This window comes from Sphingomonas sp. BL-S-28, assembly GCF_055521515.1.
Map to the genome: position 1 here is coordinate 1,433,754 of NZ_CM145483.1, position 18,199 is coordinate 1,451,952.

The 18,199-nt window shown below is 65.1% G+C and carries 10 protein-coding genes; 3 read left to right on the forward strand and 7 right to left on the reverse strand.

Annotated features, from left to right (window positions below; genetic code table 11):
* Nucleotides 1–50: 50 nt before the first annotated feature.
* Together ACZ1JC_RS06035 and ACZ1JC_RS06040 are read right to left on the reverse strand one after the other, a co-directional pair.
* On the reverse strand, nucleotides 51–1,016 hold the full coding sequence (locus ACZ1JC_RS06035; RefSeq protein ID WP_465138836.1) for a glycoside hydrolase family 43 protein: 966 nt from the start codon (nucleotides 1,014–1,016) through the stop codon (nucleotides 51–53).
* A complete protein-coding gene (locus tag ACZ1JC_RS06040; RefSeq protein ID WP_465138835.1) occupies nucleotides 1,013–2,005 on the reverse strand; it encodes a family 43 glycosylhydrolase in 993 nt (330 codons plus the stop codon). Before ACZ1JC_RS06040 ends, ACZ1JC_RS06035 begins: the two co-directional genes overlap by 4 nt.
* A gap of 74 nt (nucleotides 2,006–2,079) precedes the next feature.
* On the opposite strand from ACZ1JC_RS06040, the gene ACZ1JC_RS06045 reads away from it, so the two are divergent.
* Entirely contained in the window at nucleotides 2,080–3,078 is a 999-nt protein-coding gene (locus tag ACZ1JC_RS06045; protein WP_465138834.1) for an alpha/beta hydrolase, read from the forward strand.
* Nucleotides 3,079–3,236: 158 nt separating this feature from the next.
* Here ACZ1JC_RS06045 and ACZ1JC_RS06050 read toward each other — a convergent pair whose 3' ends face one another.
* A complete protein-coding gene (locus ACZ1JC_RS06050) occupies nucleotides 3,237–3,914 on the reverse strand; it encodes a DUF6250 domain-containing protein (RefSeq protein ID WP_465138833.1) in 678 nt (225 codons plus the stop codon).
* Nucleotides 3,911–6,685, reverse strand: coding sequence for an exo-rhamnogalacturonan lyase family protein (locus ACZ1JC_RS06055; protein ID WP_465138832.1), 2,775 nt, complete (start codon nucleotides 6,683–6,685; stop codon nucleotides 3,911–3,913). The genes ACZ1JC_RS06050 and ACZ1JC_RS06055 overlap by 4 nt, the downstream gene beginning before the upstream one ends.
* A 167-nt stretch (nucleotides 6,686–6,852) precedes the next feature.
* Between ACZ1JC_RS06055 and ACZ1JC_RS06060 the strand changes: the two genes are divergently transcribed.
* Nucleotides 6,853–8,091, forward strand: coding sequence for an MFS transporter (locus tag ACZ1JC_RS06060; protein WP_465138831.1), 1,239 nt, complete (start codon nucleotides 6,853–6,855; stop codon nucleotides 8,089–8,091).
* A gap of 68 nt (nucleotides 8,092–8,159) precedes the next feature.
* On the opposite strand, the gene ACZ1JC_RS06065 is transcribed toward ACZ1JC_RS06060, so the two are convergent.
* Nucleotides 8,160–10,082, reverse strand: a complete 1,923-nt coding sequence (locus ACZ1JC_RS06065) for a rhamnogalacturonan lyase (protein ID WP_465138830.1) — start codon at nucleotides 10,080–10,082, stop codon at nucleotides 8,160–8,162.
* 212 nt (nucleotides 10,083–10,294) lie between these two features.
* On the opposite strand from ACZ1JC_RS06065, the gene ACZ1JC_RS06070 reads away from it, so the two are divergent.
* Nucleotides 10,295–13,414 carry a TonB-dependent receptor gene (locus ACZ1JC_RS06070; protein WP_465138829.1) on the forward strand — a complete coding sequence of 1,040 codons (3,120 nt, stop codon included), beginning with the start codon at nucleotides 10,295–10,297 and terminating at the stop codon, nucleotides 13,412–13,414.
* 43 nt (nucleotides 13,415–13,457) lie between these two features.
* Here ACZ1JC_RS06070 and ACZ1JC_RS06075 read toward each other — a convergent pair whose 3' ends face one another.
* The gene (locus ACZ1JC_RS06075; protein ID WP_465138828.1) at nucleotides 13,458–15,038 is read right to left on the reverse strand and encodes a tryptophan halogenase family protein; all 1,581 of its coding nucleotides are present in this window, start codon (nucleotides 15,036–15,038) and stop codon (nucleotides 13,458–13,460) included.
* Nucleotides 15,039–15,098: 60 nt separating this feature from the next.
* The gene (locus tag ACZ1JC_RS06080) at nucleotides 15,099–18,047 is read right to left on the reverse strand and encodes a TonB-dependent receptor (protein ID WP_465138827.1); all 2,949 of its coding nucleotides are present in this window, start codon (nucleotides 18,045–18,047) and stop codon (nucleotides 15,099–15,101) included.
* Between the last annotated feature and the right edge of the window lie 152 nt (nucleotides 18,048–18,199).

Genomic DNA, 18,199 nt, shown 5'->3' on the forward strand with positions numbered 1-18,199 from the left:
CCCGCGCCGGCACTGGCGGCTCCCGGATCCTCCATCCGGGAGCCGCTTTTTCAAGATTCCAGAGCAGCGAGGAGTCGGCGATCGATCCGCACAAGCGATCCGTGGCGCGCGCCCTGCGGCATGGCGAGACGGTCGCTGACGTCCTGCCATGTCACCATGTCGCGCGTGGATTTGGCGCCCCAGCGGCCATCGCGATAGACGTCGTAGTAACAGACGAGGTCGTCGCCGATCCGCGTCGTCATCGGCCCTTCCACCCACGAGGGCGTGAAGGGCTCGCCCAGCGGCGCGAAGGGCCCCAGCGGTCCGCGCGCGGAAGCTGTGCGCAGCCATTTGCGCGGCGGGGTGACCGTCTCGTCCTTCACCACCAGCCAGAGGCCGCCGTCCGGGGCATGGGCGAATGTGCCGTCGATCACGCTGAAGCCGGGGTCGTAGAGCACTTGCGGCGGGGCGAAGCTCTCGAAATCGGCAGTCGTGGTGTACCAGAGCCGGTGGTTGTAGCCGCCTTCGGACGAACCTGCAGTTTCGGGGAAGCGCCCTTCCACCGTGCTGGACCAGAAGATCACCGTGCGGCGTGTGGCGGGATCGTAGATCGCCTCGGGCGCCCAGCAGTTGCGGGTGCCGGGCACCGACGCCATGACCGGGATCGCGCGCTGGGGTGTCCAGTTCACGAAATCGCGCGTGGTGGCGTGGCCGATCGTCACGCCCTGCCACGCCGTGGTCCAGACGCAGTGCCACTGCGCGTCCGGCCCCTCACCGCGCCAGAGAAACGGATCGCGCAGCAGCTTCTTCTCACCGACCTGCGGCACGAGGAAAGGCTTGCCGCCACCAAGCGTGCGGAAGGCAAAGCCGTCTTCGCTCACCGCCAGTTTCAGCCCGTCCGCCTCTCCCTTTCCGGTGCTGAAATAGGCGAAGAGCAGGGGGCCTTCCGGCTCGGACGGGGTAATGCGCGTGGTGACGCAGCCTGCCAGCGCCGTAGCGCCGAGGCAGAGCGCGCGGCGATCGAGCAGCAGGCTCATCGCCGCGCCTCCTTCGGCGGCGTCAGCCGCACATGCGCGGGGCTGTCGCGGTCTACGGTAATCACCCCGTCCTTCTCCTTCAGTTCCGCGATCTGGAGCACGCTGCGGCGGTTCCAGTCGGGGTTCGCCTTCGCCTCGTCCTCGCCGCCCTGATGCACGAAGTAGACGATATAGGCGCGTGTCCCAGAAACGATCACGTCGGGATGCTGGCCCTTGGCGCGGTCGGTCGGCGCCTGTCCGGGTGTGGCCAGGATGTGGCCGGGCTGGGTGGTCCAGTGTTCTCCGTCATCGGAGCGCATGACGAGCAGGCCCTTCCACGCATCGGAGACCAGCCACCAGCGGCCCTTCCAGCGGAATGCCTTGGGGCCTTCCCCCGGCGTGGTGGTGAGGCGGTCCTTCACCGTCCAGTGGACCAGATCGGTGCTGTCCGCCGTGCGGATCGCCTTGCCCATGCGCTCGTCATTGAAGAACAGGCGATAGCCGCCCTTCGGCAGCGCGATCACGCTGGCGTCGATTACCCGGTCCGAACCGAGGTCGAGGCGGTCGCCGCAGGTCCAGGACTTCAGATCGCGGCTGGTGAGGTGGACGATGAAGCGCGGGGCGTTCCAGTCGCGGAACACGCCGGGCACGACCGTCAGCCACATGTGCCACTGGCCATTGAAACGCTCGATATCCGGTGCCCAGAGCGTTTCGCCGGTGCAGCTTGCCGGGATCGCGGCCGTGCCGCCGTAACGCCAGTGCACGCCGTCCTTCGAACGCGCAGTGCCGATCGCGGTGCCGTGGACCCAGCGCACGTCCTTCTCGTCCTCCATCGGCAGGTCGGCGCGGCGGTTGGTGTAGAACATCACCCATTCGCGGGCGGCCGGATCGTAGACCGTGGTGGGATCGGCGGCGCCATCGTGCACCGGATCGCGGAACAGCGGCTTTGGCGCCACGTCCGCGGCAGGCGCGGCCGCTGCGGCGAGCAGGAGCAGCGAGGCGGCGATCATGCCGCACGCTCCAAAAGCCGGATGAATTTCAACATGTTCCAATGCATAGAATGACCTTTCGGGGAGAGTGCAATATGTCGAGTGATCGCCGTCAATTCCTGGGTTCGCTGAGCGCGCTGGCCGCAGTGCCGCTGCTGTCCACCCGCGCGCTGGCGCAAGCCGGTGACAGTGCGGGGGCGGGTATGGCCGAGCGCTTTCCGATCTGGCCGGGCTCGCCGCCGGGGCTGCCCAAGGGCGGCGTGAAGGAGGAGCGCGTGCTGCGCTCCAACAAGAACAATCCCGACGATTTCGCCTGGCCGCATGTGGCGACGCCGATGCTGACGGTGTGCCCGGCGGCCAAGCCCACCGGTGCCGCCGTGCTGATGTTTCCCGGCGGCGGTTATGCACGCGTGGCGATGGGGACCAAGCCGTCCGCAATCTCGCGCTGGTTTGCGGAGCAGGGGGTGACCGCCTTCGAACTGCTCTATCGCCTGCCGCATGACGGCTGGACCGGCGGACCGGATACGCCCCTGCAGGATGCCCAGCGTGCCATGCGGGTAATTCGCGCCAACGCCGCGAAGTGGCGCGTCGATCCGGCCAATGTGGCGACCATCGGTTTTTCGGCGGGCGGGCACTTGTGCGGCAGCATCGCCACGCGCTTTGCGGCCAAAGTCTACGATCCGGTCGACGCTGCCGATGCGCTGGACGCGCGGCCGATAGTGGCGGGGATGTTCTTCCCGGTCGTGAGCATGGTGCCGCCGCTCGCCCACGCCCAGTCGCGCAGCGAACTGCTGGGGGCGAACCCGAGCGAGGAATTGTCGCGGCGGTATTCGGTGAATCTCGATGTTCCCGCGGCGACGCCGCCGATCCTGCTGGGCCATGCGGCCGACGATACCGTGGTCGATTGCGGCAACAGCCTTGCGATGTTCGAGGGGTGCCGGGCGGCGAAGATTCCTTCCGAACTCCATGTGATCGAGAAGGGCGGCCACGGCGCACCGCTGTTCGAGCCGGATGGCCGGCCCGGGTTGTGGCTGACGCGCTTTGCCCGCTTTGCGGCGCGGCACGGGTTGCGGATTCCGTCCGACGGGGCGTGAGCGCAGGAGCCCGCGATCAAAAACCCCCGTCGTCCCCGCGAAGGCGGGGACCCCGCTTTTCTTGCGTGATGGCGAGAAGGAAGCGGGGCCCCCGCCTTCGCGGGGGCGACGAGTGGGTAAAGGGGAGGGTGTGTCGAGAGGAGCCATCTTGCGGCTCCTCAGCGCCCGGTCCCAAGCGGAACGATCCGGAAATTGCGGATGCGCAAGTGGCTCTTGGTGGTGCGCAAGGCGAACCAGCCCCGGCGATAGGGCGCGGTATCCATCATCGCGAAAAGCCGCTTGCCGCCGAAGTCCACCATCACCGTCGCGCCATCGGCGGCAAGCCGCACCGGCACCCAGCGATTGGCCACGAGCAGCGCCGCCGGATCCGCCCTGTCATGCTCGGGCAGCAGCGGACGGTTGCCCGGTTCACTGACATAGCGGCGCATCCGCGTGGTGGTGTTGCGATTGCCGCCGATGCCGACGTAATAGGTCTTGAGCGTGTCATAGGCCGCGAAAGCCCCGCTGCGGGGCCGGGCCAGGGGCGATCCGTCCGGTGCGGCAGGGTCGGTGGCCATCCAGAAGGCATTGACGTCGCTCACCGCATCGTTCGGCCCACCGGCCGACACCGCCATGACCTCGTATTCGATGGCGACGGGCCCCCGCAGTTCCTCGCCCCACCAGATCGAGAGCCCTTCCGGTGCGTCGATGTCCATCACGCCGTCCTGAACGGTGACGCGCGAGGGCGCTTCCGCCTCGACACGCCAGTGGGAGAGGCCGTGGCGGAAGTCGTCCGCTTGCGGGGGCGCCGCTGCCGACAACGACACAAGTATCAGGGCGGCAGCGAGACGCCTCATTCCAGCGCATCCCCGATCAGCGTCAGGTTCACGGTCGCGGCGATGCCCCACTGCGCGGCATCGTTGGTGGAGACTTCGGCGATCTCGTCCACCGGCTTGAGCACGGCAGCGCCCGTCACCTTGCGCGCGCCGCGCGACTGGTCGCGCCCCTCGCGGTCGCCTGCGCCGAAGAATTCGCCCCAGGCGCGCTTCACCAGTTCCGGCTTGCCGAGTTGCACCCCGGCATAGGCGGTGTAGCGCGAATGCGCCTGCGTCAGCGCGCGGCCCTTGCCCGATGCGCCGGTGCGGGCGCGGAACTCCGCCTCCGGCGCGTTGTAGAGTTCGCAGTATTCGAGCCAGGTCTTGCGGAACGCTGGCTCGTCCAGCAGTTCCAGCAGTTCGGCAGTGATCTCGAACACGCCGAACACGCCGTTGAGGTGGCTCATGTTCACCTCGTTCCCGCCGCCGACAAAGCGGCCCGTGGCGAGGTCGAATGCCGCGCCGCCTGCCAGCCAGCCCTTGGGAAGGGCGGCGATGGAGCGCATTCCGGCAATGATGCGGTCGCGCCAGCGGGTGTCGCGCGTGCGCTCCCACTCGGTGAGCCATGCGCCCAGCAGCGATCCCCAGACGGTGCCGAACTGCATGAAGATCTGGCCATCGGGCAGCGGCTGGTCGGCCACGACCGCGCCGGTTCCGGCAGGCGGCTTGCTGGCATCGGCCCGGTGCATGACCTTGCGGCCGATATCGACCGTCTTCAGCGCATGGTCGCTGTCCACCAGACTGTGCATCAGGTCGCCGCAGCGCTCGTCGGTGGTGAGGTAGTAGTAGAACCGGCGATAGGCGGCGTTGGAGATGCGCGGCTGTTTCGAACTGTCCGCCCAGTGCTGCACGCCGTGGCGCGTGCCCAGGCCCTTGAAGCGGCCGGCGTGATAGACGTCCACCTCCCCGGTATGCCGTGTCATCGCCTCCGCCAGTCGGAACACGTCGGCGCGGCCCGTGCGCAGGAAGCCGTACCAGAGCCACATGTCGGTCGAAAGTTCGCTGTTGTCCCACGCGAAACCGCCGATATCGTAGCGCCAGACGTGCCGGTCGTTGTCATAGCTGTGCATGACGTCGCCGTAGTTCCAGAAGCCGTACCAGCGGCGCTGGTCCACTTGCCCGATGTAGAAATCGAGTTCCTGCTTCGCCCGCGCCTCGATCTTGCCCCGCAGAGGTCCGCCGGCGGCGATCGGGCTCCACGGACCGAACAGCCCGGCCGCATGGACCCGCGCGACATTGGCGACCAGCCGCGGCGGCGTGGCAAGGCCCTGGCCCATCTCGGCCAGACGTTCGCGCGGCGGCGTGGCGGGCAGGGCCCAGATGCGGAATTCGGTCGTGCGCGCAATCCCGGAGGCATCGCCCCAGCCCGGTTCGTAATCCTCGTAAGTCACGTCGAGGCCGAGGTTCTGCGCCTCGAAACTCTCCATGCCCATCACGTCGTGATAGAAGCGCAGGTCCATCGCCGGCGCATCGGGGGCGTGATACCAGACGGTGAAGCGCGCGGTGTCGCTGGCCGCATCGGAGATGTCCAGGCCGACCGGGTAGCGCTGCCAGAAGTCGTGCATCCCGAAGGCAACGCCGCCGGAAGGACCGCCGATATAGCCAAGCCCCGGCGCGCGCCCTGCCGTATCGACATCGATCCAGCCGCAACCGGGCTTGGTACGCTTGACGATCGAAAAGCCGTCCGAATTGGGCTGGCGCAGGCGGAAATCGCCCCACGCGGGAATGTATTCGATGTTCTGCCGCACCGCCGCGCCCATCTGGTCGAGCGGGGGCGTCGCCGCGCCCGCCACTTGCGCGTCGCGGAAGGCCTTGCCCGGATCGCGGCGCAGGCCGGTCAGCGGGCGAACGGCCTCGCCCCAGAGGCCGCCCCTCTCGCCGGCGAAGCGGACATGGCGATCATGCAACTTGTCGCGCATCGGCACCGCGCCTTCGAGGCCCAGTCCGCGAATGAAGCGCTTGGCGGGATCGCCATCGAAGATCATCGAATGCACCAGCCGCACACTGTCCGACCCGGCGTGGAAGTAGAGTCGGACGGAGAACGGCATCCAGTCGCCCGCCTCACCGCGATGGCGACCGTCGAGTTTGATGACCGCGCGGATCGGGCCGCTCTGTTCGACGGTGGCGCTTTCGATGGCGCTGGTCCAGCGGGCCAGCGCGGGTGCGCCGTCCTCGTCATCGGGGCGGTCCTGCGCGCTGGCGAGCAGCCGCACCGATTGCAGCACCTCGTTCGCACCCACCCGCGCCGAGCGGATCAGCGCTTCGCCCGAGCGGCCCACTGTCCAGACGGTCTGGCCCACGGTGACGGTAATCGCATCGCCCGCCTCGCGCACGAAGAGCGTCTGCGCCGGTTTGGCGGTGCCGGGAACGACGCGCAGCGATCCGGTACGCGCGCCATTGGCACTGGTGGCGTGCCCGGTCCACTTGATCGAGCCGTCCGGCCACCAGGCCATCGGCCAGGTCTGCACTGCCTCCCGCGCACCGCCCGCGCCTTCGAGAACGTAGCCGCGCTTGTCGAGCCGGGTGCCGCGCGGCCAGGGCTGGCCCCACGACTGGCCTTCGTGCGCGGAGGGTATGCCGCCGTCGAGCCAGACCACGTCGTCGCCCGGTGCAATGCCGGATCCCAGCGGCTCCTTCGCGGCCACGGGGGCGGCATCGGCGCGCCCGGCGGTGAGCGCCATGGAGCCGACAACGGCGGATGTTGCCAGACTTTGGGCCAACATCTCGCGGCGGCTCCAGACCAGCTTGCTCATGCTCTCTCCCTTCCCGAACGGGTATCTTATGTGGGATGGTATTTCATCATGTGGATTTGATCGTCAACTAGTCGGACAAGAAAAAGTGTGTCGCGGCGTTGCGACAGGATGGCGCTTCACGGCTTTGGAGGATTGCCAAGCCCGCCTTGGGAGGCCATCCCCACGCAATGCCTCTTTCGCGAATGCAGGAGCCCGGCGCGCCAGCGTCGCGGCGTTCGTTGCCACTGTGCCTGTCGCTCTGGTTGCCGCTCTTTGCCTTGATCGTTCTGGGCTGCAATCTGCGCAGCCCGTTGACTGCGATCCAGCCGGTTCTGGTCGAAATCCGCGCCAGTCTGGGTCTTGGCAGCGTGGGGGCGGGGCTGCTCACCAGCATTCCGGTGCTCTGCTTCGGCCTGCTGCCGCCGTTGCTGTCCCCGCTGATCGCGCGCTGGGGGATCGACCGATCGATCCGCGCGGTGCTGATCGGCGTTGCACTGGCCACGGTGATCCGCCCCTACACCGGGCTCGTCGGCATGTTCGCCGGGACGCTGGTGATCGGCATGTGCATCGCGATGGGAAACATCGTCGCGCTCATGCTGATCGCGCGCGATTTCCAGCGCAATGTGAATGCGGTGACGGGGCTCTATACGGTCTCGCTCAATCTGGGTGCGATGCTCACGCTGGCCTTCACCGCGCCGGTCGCGGCCTGGGGAGGCTGGCAGATCGCGCTGGCCGGGTGGGTCTGGCTGGCGCTGCTCGCGCTCGCGTCGCGGTGGTTGATCGATAGGCAGAGGCCAGAAAAGGCAGACGCATCTGTGGGTGCGGAGGCGCGAACGGCAAGCGCACCGACAGATGCGATGCCATCCGCGCTCGTCTGGCTGATGGTCGCCGCCTTCGCGATCCATATCTTCGCCTACTACGGGCTGACCGCGTGGTTGCCGACGTTCCTGACCAGGGCAGGCGGGATGAGCGGCACCCAGGCAGGCATTGTCGCCTCGGCCTTCCAGATCCTCTCGCTGACCGGATCGCTGGGGATTCCGGTACTGGCGCGGCGCGTGTCGCTGGGCTGGTTGCTGGTGCTGATGGGCGTGGTCTGGACGGTGACGCCGCTATGGATCGTCGCGGCCCCCGCGCAGTGGATGCTCTGGGCGCCGATCGGCAGCATCGCCCATGGCGGCACGTTCGTGCTGATCTTCATGATGATCATGAAATTCGCCCGCTCCGTGGACGAAAACCGCCGGATTTCGACGAAAGTGCAGAGTGCGGGTTATTGCTTCGCCGCGCTCGGGCCCGTGCTGATCGGCTGGCTGCAGGGCGGGGCGGAGGGTTGGTGGCTGGCGTTCGGACTGCTGGCCGCATTGGCGCTTGGCCTGATCCCGCTGGGGCTGGCGATCAATGGGTACGAGCGTCGCAAAACGGTCGGTTAGCTCTTGTTTGCCAGGTCACTCCGTCATCCCCGCCTTCGCGGGGGCGACGGAGTTAATTGTGGGTCTGGTTAGCGGGGCGACTGGTCCTTCGGCGGCGGCGCGCCGAGGTAGAAGCCGGTGTGCGGTGGCTGATTATAGGCGGTGTTCTGCCATGCCACGCCGGCCCGATAGACGGGATCCTGCATCAGCGTGACGAAGCGATGGGTGGTTGGATAGGGGGTGGTGTAGATGCGCAGTTCGCGGTTGTCGGCACTGCGCCAGATCACTTCCTCCCGCCAGTCGCCGATCAGGTCTGCCTGAAGCGCGGGCGTCGCCTTGGTGCCGTTGTTGGAGGCCAGCCCCTCCGGCGCCAGCAGCGGTGTCGCCACACCGTGCTCCCAATCCCACTTCGAGATCGTCGTACCGTCCAGCAGTTCGCGCAGCAGGTCGCCGTCCCACCAGATCGCGAAATTGGTCTGGCGCGGATGCGGGCCGATCGGCTGCCCCTTGGTATCGAGCAGGCGATCGGAGTTGGCACCCCAGAACTCTTCGCCATAGTGGCGCGGGTCGATATCGGCGGACAGGCCGCGCCCGGTGTCCTCCTCCGCCGGTTTCGACCATAGAACTTCGCCGGTGCGGGCATCGAGCAGGGCCGAACCGAGGCCGCCGTTCTGGCGAATATCCTCGAACACACCGAACTTTTCGAGGCCCGGCCGCGCCGGGTCCAGATCACCCACATGCATGGTGTCGCCATGGAACAGCGGCTGGGTCCAGAGGCCCGTGCCGTTGTCGTCCACCGCCATCGATCCGTAGATCACCTCGTCACGGCCATCTCCGTCGACATCGGCAATGGAAAGCTGGTGGTTTCCGCGTCCGGCATAGTCGGCGTTGCCGGGTGCCGAACTGTCGAACAGCCAGCGCTGGGTCAGCTTGCCGCCGCGCCAGTCCCACGCGGCAATCGCGGTGCGGGCGTAATAGCCGCGCCCGAAGACCATGCTGGGAAGCTGCCCGTCGAGATAGGCGACCCCGGCCAGATAGCGGTCCGACCGGTTGGCATAACCGTCACCCCACGATGCGGTCAGCTGTTCGGGCGTAGGGTTGCCGCCGGGATAGCGCGGGGGATCGTAAGGCGCGGTGGCGAGCGCCTTGCCGGTCAGTCCCTCGAACACCGTCAGGTATTCCGGCCCTTTGACGATGCGGCCCTGCATCAGCGCGACCTTGGTGCCGTCTGGCAGGACTTTGGCGCCGGTGCGGTCCCGCTGCGGCACTTCACCGCCACTGCTGCGCCAGTCGGCATTCGGATCGCCGATCACCTTGCCAGTGCCGTCCACCGTGCCGTCGCCGGTTTTCATCGCCACTTCGGCGCGCCCGTCTCCATCGAAATCGAAGACGAGGAACTGCGTGTAATGCGCCCCGGCGCGGATGTTGCGGCCCAGATCGATGCGCCAGAGCCGGGTGCCGTCCAGCCGATAGGCGTCGAGGAAGACGTTGCCGGTATAGCCGGTGTGCGCATTGTCGTGGCTGTTTGTGGGATCCCACTTCAGCACGATCTCGTACTGCCCGTCACCATCCAGATCGCCCGCGCTGGCATCGTTGGCGGTGTAGGAATAGGCCTCCCCGGCCGGCGTGACGCCATCGGCGGGCGGGGTCAGCGGGATCGAGAGATAGCCCTTGCCCCACATCATGGCACGCTGCGGACCGGCGCCATCACCGATGCGTTCGACTGCGTAGGCGCTTGCCGGCGTGCCCTGTGCGTCCACGAAGGTGGTCGCTTCGCCCGTCTTGGTGACATGGACCGGCTTGCCATCGCGCAGCACGCGAAAGCGCGCGGCCTTCGGATCGCTGGCGAGAAACCGCCAATTCACGAGCATTCCGCCGCCCTTGGCAGGCACGACGACGGCACCCCGATCGAGCCGTTCTGCGGCGCTGCGAACCGGCGTGGGTGCCGCCAGTGCCGACGATGAAGAAAGCAGCCCCACGATCAGGGCCAGAGCGCGGATTTGTGCCGCCATTTGGAACATCCTCCTGATTTTGAACCATGTCGGTCCAAATTATAGCATTGCATCCCACATATCGGTTCAATAAGTGTCCGTCTAGAAACTGATTCGATCCGTCACCGGAAAACCGGAAATGCGAGGTCGTCAGGGGATTGAGGGGAAAGGCTATGCAGGCTCATAACGCTGAAGTTGCGTGCAATTTTCACACAAATCGGTTTGACTCGCGCATGCTGCGCAGCGCTTCCGTATTGGCGTTCGCCGCCGCCTTGACGGTTTCGATGCCGGCCATTGCTCAGACAAATACCGGCGATGACGCGGCCGATCCCCAGTCCATTTCCGCATCCGATCAGGCGCCCGACCAGAAGACCGTCGAACGGGCGATCACCACGGCGAACGACATCGTCGTCGTCGGCACCCGCGCCTCGCTGCAATCGGCGATCAACCGCAAGCGCGATGCCAAGACGGTGGTCGATTCCATCGTTGCCGACGACATTGCCAGCTTCCCGGACAAGAACATCGGCGAATCCCTGGCCCGCATCACCGGCGTGCAGCTCAGCCGCGACTTTGGCGAGGGCGTGAAAGTCTCGATCCGCGGCGTGGAGCCGGACCTCAACCGCGTGGAGATCAACGGTGTCAGCCAGGTCAGCGCATTGGGCGACCGTTCGGGCGATTTCCGCGAACTGGCGACCGAACTGGTGAAGTCGATCGACGTCTACAAGGGCTATGCGGTCGATCTGACCGAAGGCGGCATCGGCGGCACCGTGCGCGTGGAAACGCGCAAGCCGCTGGACCTGATGAAGCCGATCCTGTCCGCCACCGTCTCCGGCCAGCACCTTGACACCACGCAGACCTGGCGGCCGCGCGTCTCGTTCTTCGCGGGCACGCCGCGGTTCCTGATCGACGGGCTGGGCGTGCTGTTCAACGGCACCTACAGTGACGTGAACACGCGCCAGGACTACGTCAGCAACACCAATTGGTCGCGCATGGCCGACTTCGACCATTCGACCGAGAAGACCGTCGCCGATCCGCTCTATGACGCTTACGACACCTATGAAAGCTGCGCCGGAGTGGGCGGCGCCACCACCGCGAAGGCCACTGCCAACCGCCTTGCATGCGAAACCCAGTTCTTCGACTGGGCGCCCAAGGCACCGCGCTATCGCAACCTCGTGCGTGACGACAAGCGCATCTCTGGCGACCTGACGCTGCAATATCAGGCCGCGCCCAATTTCCGCGTCTATGCCAATGCGCAGATCAACAAGCGCAACCAGAACCTGCAGGACATCAACTATTCGGTCGATCTGGGCACGATCCAGCGCTTCAATCTCGATCCGCAACTTGCGGCGGGAGCGGGTGGTGGCACTTCGCGGCAACAGGTGGCGCTCGGTACCTCGACGGTGAATGCCAACCATGTCGTCACCAGCGTGACCACGGCGCAGAATGCCGTAAACCTTGGCACGGCCGCCGTTCCGAATTGGGGAGGGGCCGCGAATATCATCGGCGTGCAGCGGCGCGACTTCAGCTACGATCAGGATTCCAAGTATTTCTCCGGCGGATTCCGCTGGGATCTCAATCGCCTGCACATCGATTTCATGGGATCGCACGCCAAGGCGCACACCGATTCCCAGACCAACCTGATCTCGCTGGGCACCAGCGTTGCCGGCATCACCATCGATCGCAACAATGCGCAGGGGATCCCGGTCTTCCAGTTCCCGTCGGACTTCGATCCCGCCGATCCCAACGTCTATGCCGATGCCACGCGCACCGGTGCCAACGGGCAAGTCCTGCCGATCTACGGCCCGACGATCCAGTACCGCCCGGCCGAGTACAACAACACCGAAGACCAGCTGAAGTTCGATGCGGACTGGGAGATCGATCACCCGATCGTCAGCAAGATCGAGTTCGGCGCGCAGGCGCGCAAGCAGAAGTTCCTGAACTATCTGGGCGGCGGTTCGATGCTGATCGATCCGGCGACGATGACCTACCAGTCCAGCGCCAACGTCTCTTACACCACGCAGATCCAGAACAACCCGGCCGTCGCGCGCAATGGCAACACTTATTACATCACGCCCGCGCAATATGCCTCGCTGATCTCGTCGCTGGGCGGGGTCACGGGCGGCGCGCCGCTCTATTCCGGGCTGAAGAATGCGCCCTCCGGCATCCCGAGCCGACTGGCCTTTCCGAACTTCAATTCCGACATCCTTTCGCAGATCTACGACCTGTCCGGCTTCGATCACGACCTTGTGCGTGAAGCCGATGGCTACCCCCAGATCCCCAGCGCCAAGATCAACGAAACCGTGCTGGCCGGCTATGCGATGCTGGACATCGATACCCAGATCTTCGGCATGAACCTGACCGGCAACGCAGGCCTGCGCTGGACACACACGAAGGACACAGGCCTTGGCACCAACGTTAGCCGCGTAACCCGCTTCAACGCGACCGGCGGCACCGAAACGGTGGTGCTGGCGGCGCAGGAAGCGCGGATTTCCAACAGCTACACGGACTTCCTGCCGGCCTTCAACGCCAACCTGGAACTGCAGCCCAATCTCTACTTCCGCGCCAACTATGCGAAGAACCTGGCGCGACCGAAGCCGACCGATCTGGTGCCCAACATCAACTGCGTGGACGACCAGACGATCTCCGGCGCGGACGATACCTGCACAGCCGGCAACCCGGATCTGAAGCCCTACCGCGCGGATCAGTGGGAAGTGAACCTGGCCTGGTATCCCAACCCGGATACGATGCTGAGCCTGGGGTACTACAAGAAGTACGAATCCAGCTTCGTCATCGGCAATGTCGTGCGCAGCGGCGTGGACCTGTTCCACGACGGCATCACCTATACCGTCCGCCAGCCCGTCAACGGCAGCGGCGCGCTGCTCGACGGTATCGAAGCCAGCGCGCAGACCGCCTTCACCTTCCTGCCCAAGCCGCTGGACGGGTTCGGCGGATCGGCCAACTTTACGTATGCCCGCGCGATCCGCACCAACCTGACCAACGGCGCGACGAACCAGGAACTGAAGGAATATCCGGGCCTTTCAACCTATACCTGGAACGGCAGCGTGTTCTACGACAAGGGCTTCCTGAACGCGCGTCTCAGCTACAACTACCGATCGAAGTGGCTGGATGTGGTCAGCGACGCCAACAACGGCAACAACCCGATCTACCGCAAGGGCGAAGGCTACCTGGACGGCAAGATCACCTTGCGCTTCCCGAAGTACCACTTCGACGTCTTCTTCGAGATGCTGAACATCGGCAAGGAATACTCGAAGACCTACATCAACAAGGACATGCCGCTGGAACTGTATTACCCCGGCCAGCGCATCTTCGTGGGCATTCAGGCCAAGCTTTGAATTGGTCGAGGGCGGTCGCGCATGGCGCGCCGCCCTCAAACTTTCAGGCTCTTACCCCTGCAAAGGCCTTGATCGTCGATCCCGCGTCGGGGGTGAGCATCTGGCGCAGGAGTTCGCGGTTATCGGGCAGGTTCTCCACCGCATAAGCGCTTTGTCGCCGTACTTGCTCGAAAGCCTCACGCGCTTCGGAACGCAGGCGCATCACGCCGGATTTTGCCGACAAGTCCGTCTCCCAGCCCATGCCGTAGAGTACGCACTGCCAGCTTGTGGCGGGGAAGATGTCGATATTCGGGTTGAAGTCCTTCTCGTTCGGCGGACGATGGCGCCAGCGATCGAGCAGTTCCATCAGGCTGTCCGGAATCGTTTCCCGCCGCACGTTGTCTCTCCAGAACGGCGTATCGGCGCGCCGGGTCAGGCTGTAGTGCATCTTCAGGAAGTCGCGCGCCCGCTCGTACCGTTCCAGCATCACCGCGTTGAACTGGCGGGCGGAGGTTTCGTAGTCGCCGGCCCACGGGAACAGGTTGGCGATGGCGCCGGCAGCGATTTCCGAAAAGACGATGCCGGTGGCCTCAAGCGGCTCGAAAAAGCCGCTGGAAAGGCCCACGGCCACGCAGTTCTTGTACCAGTTCACTTCGCGGTAGCCGGCGTTGAACTGCAAGCGGCGCGTCGTCGCCGTTTCGCCTTGCGCGCCAAGATAGCGGCGCAAGGTGCGCTCCGCCTCTTCGGCATCGCAATGGGCGGATGAATAGACATAGCCGGTTCCGCGGCGGGTCTGGAGCCCGATATCCCAGATCCAGCCGGCATCGCGCGCGGTGGACAGCGTGCAGGACTGGATCGGTGTTTCCGGGGCGCCATAGGGAACTTGCGCGGCAATGGCACTGTCACAGAACAGCACATCGGTGCAGCTCTTCCACTTCTGGCCCAGTGCCTTGCCGATCAGTTCGGCCCGAAAACCGGTACAGTCTATGTAGAGATCGGCCTCCAGCACGCCGTTCTTCTGGGTGCGGACGCCGGCAATCGCGCCGTCTTCGCTGCAGAGTACTTCCTGCACGGTATCGGGGATATGCACCACGCCGTTGGCGACGCTCTGGTCGCGCAGCAATTCGGCCAGCGCGGCGGCATCGAAATGGAACGCATAGTTCAGCACGCCGGCATATTCGGGGTGCGATGCCAGTTTCGGGCCACGCAGGGCGTCTACGGTGCGCTTTTGCGGCGTGCTGGCCTCGTCCCACGGCATGTCGCCGGCTTCGCCCAGCAGCCAGTAGGGAAGGTATTCCGGCCCGCCATTGCGGTCGTCCGCTTCCTGGAAGCCGTGGAGATAGTTGTCGGCACCGCCATGCCCGGCCGGATGCAGCCAGTCGACGAACTTCACGCCTTGCTTGAAGGTCGCCTCGCAGCGGCGGAGCAGTTCCTTTTCGGGAACGCCGATCCGCTCCAAGGTGCGCCGGATGGTGGGGAAGGTGCCTTCACCCACGCCGATGATGCCGATTTCGGGAGATTCGACGAGGGTGATCTGCGCCCCGCCGGGAAGGTCCGCGCCCAGTATCTTCGCCAGATAGCCCGCGGTCAGCCAACCGGCCGTGCCGCCACCCACCACGAGAACGCGCTTCGTCTTGGCATCCATTGTGCCACACTCTCCCCAATGTGGATCGGGCGGACCATTTGGCCCGCCCGACTTATCTTATCAGAACGTGACGTTGACGCCCATTCGGTAACGACGATCGCTCTGGAACCAGCTGCGGCCGTAGAGCACGCCGCCGGGGTTGCCGCCCATCAGCGTCTTCTGCGTCGCATTCAGGATGTTCTGCGCCTGAAGCTGGACGTTCAGGTGCTCGTTCACGCGTAGCGTCAGGCCCGCATCCAGGGTACCATAGCTTGCGCCATAGACCGGCAGGTTGGTGGCGATGCTGGTGCCCACGCCGTTCGCGTCATAGTACGTATAGGTGTTGTTCGTACCGCTTGCCGTGGTCGACTGCAGATACTTCGAACGCCAGCTATAGGCGATGCGCAGCGAGAACGGATCCTTTTCGTAAAGGAACGCAGCGTTCAGGTTGTGCTTCGAAAGACCCTTCAGCGGCACGTCGTTGCGCTTCACGCCGTCGATGTCGAAGTACAGATCGCCCGGGTTCTTGCTCTGGATGTAGGTGTAGTTCGCTTCCACACCGATCCCGGCGAGCCAGCCCGGAAGCTGGTCGAAGAAGGTACGGCCGCCGATTTCCACGCCCTTGACCGTCGCGGTCTCGTCGGACGTGTGCGCGTCGTTGGTGGTAGCCAGCGCCTGTTCCGAGGTTCCGTCCGCGAACTGGACGGTAATCTGACGCTGCGCGGCGCCAAAGACGACAAGGTCTTTGATGCGCTTGTAGAAGCCCGCGACGTGCAGGGTGGTGCCCGGCTTGGGATACCATTCGACCGAAAGGTCGAAGTTGTTCGACATCGTCGGCTTGAGCGTGGGGTCGCCGCTGGTCGTGGTGTAGTTGGCGAAGGTATCGGGTGCGCCGTTGCCGCCGGAGCCGGAAAGCGTGTTCACGCCCAGCGTGCCCGATGCGCGCAGGTCGTAGAACGATGCGTTGTCCATCGTGATGTTGTAGGCGGCACGAACCTGCAGCGTGCTGATCGGCGCATAGGTCAGGTTCACGGCCGGCAGGACGCGCGTGTATTCGGCGCCATCGTCACGAATTTCGGCGGTGTTGGCCAGAGTGTAGACCTGACCGTCGCGCGTGAACTGGGTCGACGTCTGCTGGAAATAGCCGGTGCTGGCGTTCTTGATGTTAACGACGCGCACGCCGGCGTTACCGGTCAGCGACGATTCACCCCAGTTGGTGCCGAAGTTGACCATGGCATAGCCGGCCAGATTCTTGGTGGTGTAGTCGGTCTGGTCGCCCGGCAGGATGAAGCCCGGCGTACGGCCCGGCGAACCGCCGTAAAGGTCGAAGAAGCCCTGCACGCTGGTGTTCTGGATGAACTGCTGCGACGGGAAGTACTGGGTTCCCGGAAGCTGAACATCACCGCGGAAGAAGTTGCTGAAGGCGTGCTTTTCATAGTCGCCCGCACGGCTATCGGCGAACGACACGACCGGCGAACCGTTCCAGCCCTGACCCAGCGCCGACCATGCATAGCCATTGTCCAGATCGCGCTCGGTGCGCTTCGACCAGCGGCCGCCGACCTTCACCGACTTGAAGAAGCCTTCGCCGACATCCCAGGTCAGATCTCCCTGAGCGGAGTCCATCTTGCCCGAGTTGTCGTTGTTATGCGGCATCACCGCCTGCCAGGCGTAGTTGGCAGGATCGAGCAGCGCGGCCTGCGTGCCGGCCGGCACCGAGATCTGGGGCAGGCTGCCGCCGAGATCGAGGCCGTAGCTGGTCGGGAAGTTGACGGTGCGGAACACCGAGATACGGTCCACCGACGCGGTCGACTTGGTGTGCTGGTACGAAGCATCGAACGTGATCGGCAGGTTGGCCGGCGTCCAGTGCAGCGAGCCCGAGATATCCTCGGTCTTGTTCTTGCCTTCCCAGAACGCGGAAGTGCCGCCGCTGGAAATCGGTGCACCGGTGGCGAGGCCCGTTACGGGGTCGCGCTGGAAAACGGCAGGCGACGAGATCAGGCCGCCGTTGTCGTCGAACACGCTCTGCGACGGATCGACAGCGAGGCTCTGCGAGGTGACGAACGAACCGTATTCGGTGTCGGTGTTGCTGTACTTCGACTGGAAGTAGATGCCGGTCAGCGTCAGGTCGGACGTGGGTGCCCACTGGATCGCGCCGTAGATACCGTCGCGCTTACGCTGGTAGTTTTCTTCACCGTAGGTGTAGCCGCCCGGAATGAAGTAGTCGTTGCCCTGGATGTTGGTCCGGTAGAACTCTTCCATGCGCACGAACTGCGACTTGGTCGACAGCTGGCTGTGCGCGTAGTCGAACACGAAGCCGATGTCGCCGATGCCGGTGTTGAACTTGCCGGCGACCAGGCCCGAAGCGGAATAGTCCGTCTTCTGCGACAGGTCGCCCATGCTGATGTCGCTGCTGCCGGCGAAGTGCAGGCCGTAGCCATAGTCGAACGGCAGCTTGGTGCGCAGGTCGACCGAACCGCCGGTGCCGCCTTCGATCTGGTCGGCAGTGGACGACTTGTAGACGTCGACAGCCTGCATCAGTTCGGGGGTGACGTCGCTGAACTGCAGCGAACGGCCGCCGTTGGCGCTGAAGATGTCACGGCCGTTGAGGCGCGAGGCAACGCCGGAAAGGCCGCGCAGCTGGATGCCCGAACCTTCGGCCGAGAAGTGGTCGGGATCGTTCAGCGACTGGAAGCGGACGATGGTAACGCCCGGAACGCGCTGGAGAACTTCGGTGATCGAGTTGTCGGGCAGCTTGCCGGCGTCGTCGGCCACGACCGAATCGACGATCGAGATCGCATTCTTCTTGCGATCGTCTGCCGTCTGCATGGCGGCGCGGCGGCCGGTGACGACGATGGCGTCGGCTTCGGCGGCGCTGGGTGCCTGGGCGGCTTCATCCTGCGCCCATGCTGCGGTCGGCACTGCGCAGGCGATCAGCGCAGTTGCGGAAACGCCCAGGCCCAGCGCGGTGCGGCTGGCGCTACGGCTGTCAAGGGTCGCGAAGCCGCGACGAATCTGTGTGAAAAACGCCATTCTGTGTCCCCTCCGGTCCCACGTGATATTGCGCTGCAACAATATGATAGCGCTATCACTTCACATTACACTCAGGCTGCGGCGATTCTTTATGGCATAGCCGTGCCCATATCGGCGCTACCTAACATCGGAGTAATAGACGCGCAACACGC